Origin of the sequence: Rhodothermus bifroesti, from assembly GCF_017908595.1 — a bacterium.
In the GTDB taxonomy this organism is placed as follows: domain Bacteria; phylum Bacteroidota; class Rhodothermia; order Rhodothermales; family Rhodothermaceae; genus Rhodothermus; species Rhodothermus bifroesti.
The window spans coordinates 137,218-149,207 of sequence record NZ_JAGKTL010000005.1 but is presented as its reverse complement, the minus strand read 5'-3'; the positions used below and the strand labels follow the sequence as shown (position 1 = coordinate 149,207).

Genomic DNA, 11,990 nt, shown 5'->3' with positions numbered 1-11,990 from the left:
ATGCGCGCTTTCCGTCTGATTGCCACCCTGTTCGTTAAAGAGTTCATCCAGATTCGGCGGGATCCCATCTCGCTAGGGATGCTGCTGGTCTTGCCAGCGTTCTTGCTTATTCTATTTGGCTATGCCCTGACGTTCGACGTGCGCCATCTGGCCATAGGCGTATGCGATCAGGATCGCTCAGCAGCCAGTCGGGAACTCATCCGCCGCTTTAATCTGACGGAGTACTTCGACCTGGCCGTGCAGGCAGACGATCCCAGGGAGTTAACGCGCCTCATTGACCAAGAAGCCATACGGGTTGGTCTGGTTATTCCTTCAGACTTCGAAAAGCGGCTTCAGGCTGGTCAAGCGGCACCTGTCCAGTTGCTGATCGACGGCACCAACGCGACCATCGCTTCGGCCGTTACAGGCTATGCCGAAGCGATCATTCAAGCTTTTAGTAGGCAGGTGCTGCTAGAACGCGCGCTGCACTACGGGCAGCGTCTGCCTGCCTTTGCCGTTTCGGTAGAAGCCCGCATCTGGTACAATCCTGAGCTGCAAAGCGCCCGATTTCTGGTGCCTGGACTGATTGCTTTTTTGCTGATGGTCACCACGGTGATTGCTACGTCGCTTTCGGTCACACGTGAGCGCGAGCGGGGCACGATGGAACAGCTCGTGCTGGCACCACTCAAGCCGTATCAGCTGGTGCTGGGCAAAACGCTGCCCTATTTGCTGGTAGCTATTGGTGCAACGGGGCTCATCCTGCTGGTGAGCCAGATCTTGTTTAACGTGTCGGTACGGGGGACGCCTGCTGTGCTGGCCCTTGTGGTTGTGCTGTATTTACTCGCCGGACTAGGCCAAGGGCTGTTGATTTCCACCATTGCTTCTAGCCAGCAGGTCGCCTTCCAGATCGCCATCCTCAGCACACTCCTGCCCACGTTCATTTTATCAGGCTTTGTCTTTCCGATTTACAACATGCCCCCGGTTATTCAGGCCATCACCTACCTGGTGCCTGCACGCTATTTTCTAACCGCATTGCGCGGGGTCATGCTTAAAGGAACAGGACTGGCCGTGTTTTGGCCTGAGGTGCTCTTGCTCCTTGCTTTTGCAGTGCTGACGCTCACGCTAAGCAGCTTGCGACTGCGTCGGCTGTTTCACCACCTGCTCTAAGCAGCATATGTATCGGATTGTAGCTTTTCTACAGAAAGAATTTCAGCAGCTGCGGCGCGATCCGCGCATGCTGTTCCTGCTGATTATGCCCCCTATAGTGCAGCTTATCCTGCTGGGCTATGCAGCTAACCTAGATGTACGCCGCGTACCTGTAGTGGTGTGCGATCCCGTACCCTCGGCAACGAGCCGCGGCCTGGTTGATCGGCTCATGGCCAGTGAATACTTCAAGCTGGCTGGCTATGAACCTGACCCGTCTCGTGTGGGCGATTGGCTGGACCGTGGCCGCGCTACCCTGGCGCTGGTCTTTCCGCCCGATTTTGAAGAAGCCGTTGCACGCGGCACCCCAGCTTCGGTACAACTGCTGGTGGATGGCAGCGAATCGAATACGGCTACCGTGGCAATGAACTATGCTACCCAAATCATCCGGCACTACCTAGAAAGTGAGCGCCCTACCTTAGGATCCCAAGGCGTAGTAGCTGAAATGCGCGTGTGGTTTAACCCCGCGCTTTCGAGCCGCTGGTTCATTATTCCAGGTCTTGTAGGCTTGCTCTTGACCGTGATGACTACTGTGCTGACAGCCCTGGCGCTGGTCAAAGAGAAAGAGATGGGCACTTTAGAACAATTGCTGGTGACGCCTCTGCGACCGTCAACCGTGCTTTTGGGCAAACTCGTGCCGTTTCTGCTGATTGGGCTGTTGGATGTACTGCTGGTGGTGCTTGTAGCCACACTGTGGTTTCAGGTGCCACTGCGCGGAAGCATTCCTCTTCTTTTTGGCTGTGCTATTCTGTTTTTGCTCAACACGCTAGGTCTGGGCCTGCTCATTTCCACACTGAGCCGCACGCAGCAGCAAGCGCTTATTGGCGCTGGGTTCTTTGCAATTATGCCCATGATTATCCTTTCCGGTTTTGTATTTCCAATCGAGAGCATGCCTCCCGTGATCCGGGCTGCTACGACGGTCGTGCCTTTGCGCTACTTTCTTGTCATTGTGCGCGGGATTTTCCTAAAGGGTGTGGGCCTCCATGTGCTATGGGATGAAATGCTGGCGCTACTTGTGCTGGGTTTGTTGCTTTTTGGCCTGAGTGCTTGGCGCTTCCGTCGCCAGCTCTATTAACCCAGGGCACCCAATACCAGGAAAACAACCAGTGCAATGCCTCCGATCAGTAAGGCATAGGGGAGTTGCGTGTTGACGTGGTCCACGTGATCGCAGGCAGCCGCCATGGAAGAGATGATGGTCGTGTCCGAGAGCGGCGAAGCGTAGTCGCCAAAAACGCCCCCGGAGAGCACGGCGCCCAGCATGAGCGGCAGGGGTAGTCCCAGTCCTTCTGCTAGAGGCAGTGCTACAGGTATCAGCATAGCAAACGTTGCCCAGGAAGAACCAAGGGTGAACGACACAAAGCAACCGATCAGAAACACCAATGCGGGCAGCCACCATACGGGCCAATCGGGATGAATAAGTCCAACCAAGTAGGGCCCCATCTCCAGTGCCCGAGACACCTGTCCTAGCGCAAACGCCAAGACGACCAGCACCGTAACGCCTACCAATCCCCCCATGCCGCGTAGGGCAATGCTCATTCCTTGCGTTAGCGAAAGCACCGGTCGTCCTCCCCCCAGCGGTCTTGGCAGCGCATACAGGCCCATAGCGACTGCCATGGCTACCGACACGGCCCAGAAAACCGCGGTTGATCCACTACCAGCCATCAGGTTTCCTTGACCTGTCGCCCAGAGCCCTACAAAAATCATCCCTACCATCACGGCCAATGGTATCAGGAAATCCCGGGCGTGGCAAGGGGCATTTTCTACGGGTGTCATTCCAGCTACCTCTTCAGCCATGAGGGGACGAGCGCCTGGACGCAGCACCTGTCCAGTAGCGGCTGCGCGCTGCTCGGCCTTTCGCATCGGCCCAAACCCCCAGCCTGTCCAGGCCAAAAAGAGCGCAAACACAATGATTAGCCAGCAAAAAACGTTGTACAGCAGGCTATGAGCCAATAAACCAACGGCACCGGTGGTAATCCCTTGAGCGGCCAGTAATCCTAACACGTAAGCACCCCAGCCGTTAAGCGGAATCATCATGCACACCGGCGCACTCGTAGCATCGCAGTAAAATGCCAGCTTTTCCCGCGGTAGCCGTAACTGGTCGAAAAAGGGGCGCCCTACGGCTCCTGTCACTAGCGAAGTAATGCTGGATTCCACAAAGATCAGCATACCTACGCTCCATGCCAGCAACTCAGCGCTGCGCCGCGTCGCGCCCCAGCCGCGTCGCTGCGCCCAAGCAATAAAGCCTTGTACGCCTCCTGAAGCCTGAACCAACGCCACCAATCCACCCACCAACAGACAGAAAATCACTACCCGCGTATTGCCGGCATCGGCAAACACGGCCACTACCTCGTCGCCCAAGCGCCGCAGGCCTTCTAGGGGATTGCCCCCTTCCAGCAGGGTGGTTCCTAGCCAGAGACCGATGAGCAGCGACAGGTATACTTCGCGCGTCCACAGGGCCAGGACGATAGCCACTACCGGTGGAAGCAGCACTAAGCCATCCATACTTGGCATCGGCTTAGCGAGGTGCGCTCGCGGGCCGCCACTTAATGTTGCAGCCCATGGAAGGGTATTGCGGACCTGTTACGGTTCCTGTCGCTAGTAGTTCATCAATAGCCCGCGTGAGGTCTGCTCCGGTTGCTGGACGGCCCTGGCCGGGGCGCGTGTCGTCGAACCGGCCATGGTAGACCAGTCGTCGCTGCGCATCAAACACGTATAGATCGGGGGTGCAGAGCGCCCCATAGGCTTTGGCCACTTCTTGGGTTTCGTCAAACAAGTAAGGGAATGGATAGCCCTTGGCGCGCGCTCGTCGCGCCATCTCTTCGGGCGCGTCCTCTGGATACTGCGTGGGATCGTTCGCGTTAATTGCGACAAAGCGCACGCCTTTGTGAGCATAAGCACGGGCCAGCTCGATAAGCGCCGATTCAATGTGCTGCGCGTAGGGGCAATGGTTGCACGTAAACACCACTACCAAAACGCGCGCATCGGCAAAATCTTCTAAGCTGCGCGTCGGTTTATTTAAGCCATCAGCTTCAGGATTGACCACAGGCAGCTCAAAAGGGGGAGCTTCTGTGCCTAGGGCAATTTCCTGCGAATAGGTCAGCGCCATACGCCTCGTGAACGTTTGCCTTTCCAAGAAAAAGCGGCCGGAAGCATCCGGCCGCCTTCAGAGGTCCTGCTTAGAAACCGGTACGCTCCAGTTCAAGCAAGCGACGGATACGCTCTTCCGTGGGGGGATGTGTCGAAAACAGGCGAGCGAATCCCCCGCCACTGAACGGATGCACAATGAACATGTGCGCTGTGGCTGGATTGCCTTCTTCCATGGGGATATGGGCTACGCCTTGCTCGAGCTTTTGCAGTGCCTGTGCCAGTGCCCGCGGCTTGCCGCAAATTTGTGCCCCGCCCCGGTCGGCAGCAAACTCACGCGCCCGCGAGATGGCCATTTGAATAAGCATGGCCGCCAGCGGAGCCAGAATCAGCATCAGCAGGGCAGCCAGCGCATTCCCTCCACGATCCCGATCGCTGCTTGGTCCAAAGAAAAAGGCAAAACGGGCCAGCATTGTGATGGCTGCTGCCAGCGTAGCCGCAATCGAAGAGATCAGGATATCTCGATGCTTGATGTGCGCTAGCTCATGGGCAATCACCCCTTCGAGCTCTTCCCGCTGAAGCAGACGCACAATGCCCTGCGTAACAGCAACTGCGCTATGCTTTGGGTTGCGCCCCGTAGCAAACGCGTTTGGCTGCTCCGAAGGAATCACATACACCCGGGGCATGGGAAGCCCAGCGCGCTGCCGCAAGCGATCGACCATGTCGTAGAGCTCGGGCGCATCTTCGCGCTGAATCTCCCGAGCTCTGTACATCATGAGTACGATCTTGTCGCTAAACCAATAGCTGAAAAAGTTCATCGCCACTGCAAAGAAAAAAGCGATGACCATGCCCTGTTGCCCGCCAATCGCTTCGCCGATCAGCACAAAAAGGACAATCAGCAGGGCCATAAGTGCCGCTGTACGCAGCCCACTTGACATAGCCTCGTTTTCTAGGTTAAGGGTTAATGGGACAGATACCACCCCTCGATATACGACAAGCCGGCGCTTGGGTTCTACTTATCGGTCGAGGTGCCAAGCTCAAGCGCCATCAGGGCATCCTGCAGCTCAGCCAGTGCTTTACGCTCACCCAGCCGCTGGGCTACTTTGATGCCCTCTTGATAAGTGCGCCGGGCATCGTCTTGCCGACCGAGTACTTGGTAGAGACGTGCCAGATGATAGTAGGTGCCTACATAGTCGGGATGATCGGCCAGCAAGCCCTCAAAAAAGTGCAGGGCTTGCGTTAGGTCGCCGCGCTTCCAATACTCCTGGGCCAACGCAAAGCGCGTGAAGGCATCGTGAGGATCTTCCTGGTAAAACTGCAGCAAAGCTTCCAAGCGATCCATGACGGCATCCACTTTTACCAGCGTCCTCCAGCGCCGCCTCCACCAAAGCTACCTCCACCACCCGAGAATCCACCCCAGCCCCCACCGCCAAAGCCTCCTCCACCCCCTCCCCAGATGATCACAGGCGGGAAGTCGGCATGGTGGCGATAGCTCCGATAAGGCGATCGAACGCGCTGCGAGCCACTTCCTGGAGGTCTGCCGCTGTTTCGAGCAGCCGAAAGCAAAAACACCAGCACGATGAGAAAGGCAAAAAGGAGTGCTAGGGCCATCCATGTTCCCTGGCTAGCTGGAGCTCGCGGGGGCGCCTGGTATTCTCCCTGGGCCGCAGCAATCAACGCATCGACCGCTGCCGAAAGCCCGCCGTAAAAGTCACCTTGCCGAAAGCGGGGCACAATCACCTCACGCACAATGCGGCTGGCTAGCGCATCGGGCACCGCTCCCTCGAGTCCATAGCCGGTCGCAATAAAAACCTCCCGCTCTTCACGCGCAACGAGGATCACAATTCCATTGTTGTAGGCACGCTGCCCCACTCCCCAACGTCGGCCTAGCTCGACGGCATAATCGGCTGCTGGAATGCCTCCCAGCGTAGGCAATGTCACAATAACGATCTGCGTAGAGGTGGTGTCGGCGTAGGCTGCCAGTTTTTGACTGAGCAGCTGCTCCTCGGCAGGTGTAAGCAGGTCGGCCTCATCGGTAACCCACTGCCCACTTGGAGGAATCACCTCAATGCGCTGCGTCTGCGCCACCGGAGCAAGCAGCAATCCCAGAAGGATCAGGAGGCTCAACCCCTTCATGGCATTAGAGGTCAAATTGCACCTGCGGAGCCTGCTGGGCGCCTTCGGCTGCCTCGAAGGGCTGTTTGGGACGGAACCCGGTCAAACTGGCCACCAGCATTGTCGGGAAACGGCGCACGTGAATGTTGTACTGACGTACGGCCTCGTTATAATCGCGCCGTGCCACGGTAATGCGGTTTTCCGTCCCTTCGAGCTGGGCCAGCAGATCCCGAAAGGCTTCTGTCGTTTGCAATTGGGGGTAGTTTTCAGCCACGGCAAGCAACCGGGCCAGCGCGCTAGAAAGCTGTGCCTGCGCTTCCTGAAACTGACGCACTTTTTCCGGATCGCTCAAATCTTCAACGCTTAGCGTGATCGCCGTAGCCCGGGCCCGAGCATTGGTAACTGCCTCGAGCGTTTCGCGCTCAAACGTGGCTGATGCCTCCACGGTGCGCACCAGGTTAGGAATGAGGTCAGCTCGCCGCTGGTACTGCGCCTGCAAATCTGCCCAAGCGCGAGCTACCGTTTCATCGGCCTCGACCAAGGTATTGTAAGTGCTGCAACCGGCGCAGCCTGCCAAACCAGCCAGCAGGGCCAGCACCAGGAGAACCAGTAGGCCTTTGCTTCGCATAGCGCTGTCTTGCCTTATGGACACACATGCTTCGCCGGCCTACGCATCCTTCAGCACGAGGTTTCGCAAAAGCGACCAAATGATGCAACAAATCCATACGTAGGCGATATGAAATGCAAAAAGTGGTGCAGGTTTTGCAGCACAGTATTGTATCTTTGCACTAAGCAGCTTGAGTTGATGGCACGCATACCCATGAAAACGCTTCGCTATACGCTGCCGGCCATTTTGCTACTCGGCCTAGGCATCTTGCTGGGTTGGAACCTGCAGCAGGCACTTTCTGGAACCGATACGCTAGCCAGCCTGCGCAAGCTAGAGGAGGCCTTTTTGACGATCACGCAACGCTACGTAGATCCCGTCACCCCAGAGCCCCTCGTTGAAGAAGCCATTCGGGCCATGCTCAATGAGCTGGACCCGCACTCGGTTTACATCACCGCCGAAGAGATGAAAGAAATTCGTGAAAGCTACCAAGGCTCCTTTGGTGGCGTAGGGATCTGGTTTGAGGTGGTTGAAGACACGGCCCGCGTCGTAGCGACCATCAGTGGCGGTCCCAGCGAGGCAGCGGGGCTTTTGCCTGGAGACCGCATCGTAGCCATCAACGACTCCAGCGCCATCGGCTTCTCTTCCAATGAGATCCAAAAGCGTCTGAAGGGACCCGAAGGAACCCGGGTCAAAGTCACCATTCGCCGCTTAGGCATGGCCCAACCGCTGGAATTTGTGATCACACGCGACCGCATTCCGCTCTATACGGTTGATGCCGCTTACCTGCTCGACGATGGGAAAACCGGCTACATTCGCATCAATCGTTTTGCAATGACCACCTATGACGAGTTTATGCAACATCTTGACCGGCTCTTGCGCCAAGGCATGCAGCGCCTGGTGCTGGACCTGCGCGACAATCCCGGCGGCATTATGGAAGCTGCCGTGGAGCTGGTCGATGAATTCTTGCCGGCCGGCCAGACCATCGTCTATACCCGCGGCCGCGTTGCGCAAGCTGACCTCAGCCATCGCTCCACCTCAGGTGGACGCTTCGAGACGCAGCCGCTCATCGTGCTGGTCAATCAGAACTCTGCCTCGGCCAGTGAAATCGTGGCCGGCGCCCTGCAGGACAACGACCGCGCGCTCATCGTAGGCCTGCGTACCTTTGGCAAAGGCTTGGTGCAAAATCAGTTCACGCTCTCCGACGGCAGCGTGCTTCAGCTCACCGTTGCCCGCTACTATACGCCCTCAGGACGCCTCATCCAAACGCCCTATCGCAACGGCGACGCAGAAGACTACTACCGCCAAAAGTTTGCTAACTACGACGCCGCCACGTTCCATCCCCGGGATTACCTGAACGAAATTCCAGACTCCCTGAAGTTTCAAACCGTGCATGGCCGGGTCGTCTTTGGCGGCGGTGGCATTATGCCTGATATCGTTGTGGCTCCAGATACGACTTCGCTCCTCCTCGAAGTCTCGCGCCGCAATCTGGCCTTTACGTTTGTACGCGAATGGTTTGCCAAGCACGAGGCAGAACTGCGGCAAGCATGGACCCGTCGCCAACAGGAATTCGCCGCTTCCTTCAATGTAGACGAGGCTATGTGGCAGGCTTTTCTAGGATATGCCCGCAAGCAAGGGCTGTTTAGTACGGATACCTCACGCACCCGAAGCTTTAGCCCGGCCGATGTGGAAGCCCACCGTCCAGAACTCAGCACGTTGCTCAAAGCCCACCTAGCCTGGCAGCTCTTTGGCCGTGAAGCTTGGTTCCCACTGGTCAATCAGGTCGATCCAGTGCTGCAAGAAGCGCTCCGCCACTGGGATCAGGCCGAAGCGCTAGCAGCGTACTTTCAGCCGAAGCGGTCTGAAAATCCACGCAAAGGTCGATAGCCAAGTTGACAGGCACTGCAAGACAACCTGTCCTCCTGGTTTTAGGGTATGCCCAATGGCATACCCTTTGTTTTTTTACAAAAGCAGCCGACGAATCCGACATTTTGTCGGATTGGCTTGTCGGTAGGCGTATCGCATAACCCCTAAACCAAACCGCGGAGGTGCCATGGCTGAGGTGATGCGCTATACGTCGCCGACGTCGCTGCTGGGCGAACTGCAGCGGGAAGTAGACCGCCTGTTTGAGAACTTTTTCGGCAACTGGCTGCGCTCTGAAATCACGTCGGCTGTTTGGACGCCAACCGTCGATGTGTTGGAAACGGACGATGCCTACTTTATCTATGTCGACCTGCCCGGCGTCAACCGGGACCAAGTAACGCTCACTTTCGAGGAAGGGACGCTGACCATTAGTGGCGAACGTCCTTCGCAGTTAGAGACGCACAAGGATGCCCAGTATCACCGGATGGAGCGCTGGCATGGACGCTTCTTCCGGTCGCTTCACCTGGGCCCAAATGTGGACCCTGAAAAGATCAAGGCCCGCTTTGAAAATGGCATCCTGGTGATCGAGGCCTCCAAGCGCGAAGAGCGCAAGCCAGTACGCGTCAAGATTTCCTAAAGGGGCCCTCGCATGCGCAAAACATTTGCCCGGCCCTAAGGGCCGGGCTTTTTTATAGACACGTTATGCGGATGCGGTACTGTCGGGCGTCGAAGCCTCCGAAGAGCGCAAAGTTCGATGGCGAATATCAACGCCTTCGATCAAAAAGACCACGCTTTCGGCAATGTTTTTGGCATGGTCAGAAATGCGCTCCAGCGCCTTGCTGGCCGTGATCAGGTGGGCAACAGCCTCGATATGCTCCGGGTGTTGTCGTCCAAACTGCACCAGTCGGGCAAAGTTCTCCTTGTGCAAGCGGTCGATCTGTAGGTCCTGAGCAAGGACCTGACGCGCCAGCAATCGATCCCGCTTAACAAACGCCTCTTGTACCTGGCGCAGCATCTCCCGCGACGCATCAGCCATCTCTTCAAGCCGCGTCTGCGCCAAAGCCTCTGGCGCTTCCACCACATGCGGCGTGTTCTTGGCCATGTTCTTGCAATGATCCCCAATGCGCTCCAGGTCCGTATTGACCTTAACGGCCGTGATAATCATGCGCAGCTCAGCTGCGACCGGATGGTGCAAAGCCAGGATGCGCTCGCACTGGCGGTCAATTTTGAGCTCATAGGCATCCACCTCGTCGTCTCGGGCACGTACCTTCTCGGCCAAAGCCACGTCGCGATGCAAAAGGGCATCGATTGCATCTGAAAGCTGCGCATCGACCAGCTCGGCCATCTCAAACAGCATGCGCTGCAACAGCAGCAGCTCAAGGTCGATATGTCGACGAATGGTCATCCTCAGCCAAATCTTCCGGTAATATAATCTTCCGTGCGTTTCTCCCGTGGGCGCGTAAAAAGCTCGTCGGTGCGATTCATTTCAATCAGCTCGCCCATGTAAAAAAACGCTGTCGTATCGCTAATGCGCGAGGCCTGATGCATGTTGTGGGTAACAATTACAATCGTATAGGACGTTTTTAGATCCAGAATCGTCTCTTCCAGCTTTGCCGTAGCAATCGGATCGAGAGCGCTGGCCGGCTCGTCCATCAAAAGCACTTCGGGCTCAACAGCCAGTGCGCGCGCAATGCACAAGCGCTGCTGCTGCCCCCCACTGAGGCGATAGGCATTCTCATGCAGCCGATCTTTGACTTCATCCCAAAGGGCTGCCAGACGCAAGCAACGCTCCACCAGTTCATCTAAGTTGCCTTTATACCCGTTGATGCGCGCCCCCCAGGCTACGTTCTGGTAAATGGACTTAGGGAAGGGATTGGGTTTTTGAAAAACCATGCCTACGCGGCGTCGTACCACCACTGGGTCCATTTCACGATAAATATCCCTTCCATCGAGCAGCACTTCGCCTTCTAAGCGCGTATTCGGAATGAGCTCGTTCATCCGGTTCAAGCAACGCAGCAGCGTGCTCTTACCGCAGCCCGAAGGCCCAATGAACGCAGTTACCTCATTAGGCCGAATCTGCAAGGAAATATCTTCGAGTGCGAGCTTGTCGCCATACCAAAAATACAGGTTACGCACTTCCATTTTAGGCGGTGGACTACTTGGCTGGAGCTGTTGATCCTCACTCCACGGGGTAGGCTGCGTGCGCATGAGCGCTTCGGTGGGTAACACGTGATCAGCCATGGCCTTAGTGCGGACGGTGACGTTCATAGTAGTTGCGCAGTAGAATGGCGCTTAGGTTCATCAACAGCAGAAACACCATAAGCACCAGGATGGCCGCTGCTGCCAAACCACGGAAAGCTTCCTGAGGCCGCGCCGTCCAGTTGAAAATCTGGATGGGCAGCACGGTAAAAGGATCCAGCAAACTGCTGGGTAAAAAGGCAATAAACGTGAGTGCTCCGATCATGATCAGAGGCGCGGTCTCTCCCATTGCCCGGCTCAGCGACAAAATCACGCCCGTAAGGATACCTGGAGCAGCAATGGGCAGCAGATGGCTCGAAACCACCTGCCAACGCGTAGCTCCCAACGCATAAGCGCTCTCTCGAATGCCCTGGGGGATAGCCCGCAAAGCCTCCTGCGTGCTAATCACAATGATCGGAAGCACCAATAAACTCATGGTAAGCGCTCCTGCCAGCAGACTGCGCCCTAGTCCGAAAAAGCGCACAAAAAGCCCTAAGCCCAAAATACCATAAATGACCGAAGGAATGCCCGCTAGGTTTGCAATGTTGAGCTGAACTAACCGCAAAAACCAACCCCGCGGCGCATATTCTTCCAGATAAATGGCAGCACCTATGCCAACAGGCACGGAAAACAGCGCGGTCAGCAGCATCATCCAAAAAGACCCCACAATGGCCGACTTAATACCGGCCTCTTCTGGATTTCGGGAGGGATAAGACGTCAAAAACTGCCAATCGAGCCAGGGGAGGCCTTTCTGGACCACGTCCACCAGCAGTGTCAACAGTACCAGTAGCCCAAAGGTGGTAGAAAAAAACAGCACAACCGCCAGTACCTGTCCAATGCGCCGCCGCTCGATTGGCCTAGGATCAAAACGCGCGGCTACGGCTGCTTCAACTTCAACCATACC

The 11,990-nt window shown here is 56.7% G+C and carries 13 protein-coding genes; 4 read left to right on the top strand and 9 right to left on the bottom strand.

Annotated features, from left to right (window positions below):
• Both J8E65_RS11630 and J8E65_RS11625 read left to right on the top strand, forming a co-directional pair.
• Entirely contained in the window at window positions 1-1,146 is a 1,146-nt protein-coding gene (locus J8E65_RS11630) for an ABC transporter permease (protein WP_210376254.1), read from the top strand.
• A gap of 7 nt (window positions 1,147-1,153) precedes the next feature.
• Window positions 1,154-2,257, top strand: a complete 1,104-nt coding sequence (locus J8E65_RS11625) for an ABC transporter permease (RefSeq protein WP_210376252.1) — start codon at window positions 1,154-1,156, stop codon at window positions 2,255-2,257.
• Here J8E65_RS11625 and J8E65_RS11620 read toward each other — a convergent pair.
• The 6 genes from J8E65_RS11620 to J8E65_RS11595 all read right to left on the bottom strand — a co-directional run bounded on the left by J8E65_RS11620 (window position 2,254) and on the right by J8E65_RS11595 (window position 7,009).
• Window positions 2,254-3,684 (bottom strand): Na+/H+ antiporter NhaC family protein, encoded by a 1,431-nt coding sequence (locus J8E65_RS11620; protein WP_210376250.1) that lies wholly within the window; start codon window positions 3,682-3,684, stop codon window positions 2,254-2,256. The genes J8E65_RS11625 and J8E65_RS11620 overlap by 4 nt on opposite strands.
• A gap of 13 nt (window positions 3,685-3,697) precedes the next feature.
• Window positions 3,698-4,288, bottom strand: coding sequence for a thioredoxin family protein (locus J8E65_RS11615; protein ID WP_210376242.1), 591 nt, complete (start codon window positions 4,286-4,288; stop codon window positions 3,698-3,700).
• Between the two features lie 70 nt (window positions 4,289-4,358).
• Window positions 4,359-5,204, bottom strand: a complete 846-nt coding sequence (gene htpX / locus J8E65_RS11610) for a zinc metalloprotease HtpX (RefSeq protein WP_210376240.1) — start codon at window positions 5,202-5,204, stop codon at window positions 4,359-4,361.
• Window positions 5,205-5,278: 74 nt separating this feature from the next.
• Window positions 5,279-5,608 (bottom strand): tetratricopeptide repeat protein, encoded by a 330-nt coding sequence (locus tag J8E65_RS11605; protein WP_210376239.1) that lies wholly within the window; start codon window positions 5,606-5,608, stop codon window positions 5,279-5,281.
• Between the two features lie 14 nt (window positions 5,609-5,622).
• Window positions 5,623-6,402, bottom strand: a complete 780-nt coding sequence (locus tag J8E65_RS11600) for a TPM domain-containing protein (RefSeq protein ID WP_210376237.1) — start codon at window positions 6,400-6,402, stop codon at window positions 5,623-5,625.
• 4 nt (window positions 6,403-6,406) lie between these two features.
• Window positions 6,407-7,009: a LemA family protein gene (locus J8E65_RS11595; protein ID WP_210376235.1), complete on the bottom strand. Its 603-nt coding sequence runs from the start codon at window positions 7,007-7,009 to the stop codon at window positions 6,407-6,409.
• Window positions 7,010-7,186: 177 nt separating this feature from the next.
• Between J8E65_RS11595 and J8E65_RS11590 the strand changes: the two genes are divergently transcribed.
• Window positions 7,187-8,872 carry a S41 family peptidase gene (locus J8E65_RS11590; RefSeq protein WP_237181984.1) on the top strand — a complete coding sequence of 562 codons (1,686 nt, stop codon included), beginning with the start codon at window positions 7,187-7,189 and terminating at the stop codon, window positions 8,870-8,872.
• A gap of 166 nt (window positions 8,873-9,038) precedes the next feature.
• A complete protein-coding gene (locus tag J8E65_RS11585) occupies window positions 9,039-9,485 on the top strand; it encodes an Hsp20/alpha crystallin family protein (RefSeq protein ID WP_210376233.1) in 447 nt (148 codons plus the stop codon).
• A 63-nt stretch (window positions 9,486-9,548) separates the two neighbouring features.
• Here J8E65_RS11585 and phoU read toward each other — a convergent pair whose 3' ends face one another.
• From phoU to pstA, 3 genes are all read right to left on the bottom strand, one after another.
• On the bottom strand, window positions 9,549-10,253 hold the full coding sequence (gene phoU / locus J8E65_RS11580) for a phosphate signaling complex protein PhoU (protein WP_210376230.1): 705 nt from the start codon (window positions 10,251-10,253) through the stop codon (window positions 9,549-9,551).
• A 2-nt stretch (window positions 10,254-10,255) separates the two neighbouring features.
• Window positions 10,256-10,990: a phosphate ABC transporter ATP-binding protein PstB gene (gene pstB / locus J8E65_RS11575; RefSeq protein ID WP_237182000.1), complete on the bottom strand. Its 735-nt coding sequence runs from the start codon at window positions 10,988-10,990 to the stop codon at window positions 10,256-10,258.
• 103 nt (window positions 10,991-11,093) lie between these two features.
• Window positions 11,094-11,987 carry a phosphate ABC transporter permease PstA gene (gene pstA, locus J8E65_RS11570; RefSeq protein WP_210376439.1) on the bottom strand — a complete coding sequence of 298 codons (894 nt, stop codon included), beginning with the start codon at window positions 11,985-11,987 and terminating at the stop codon, window positions 11,094-11,096.
• Between the last annotated feature and the right edge of the window lie 3 nt (window positions 11,988-11,990).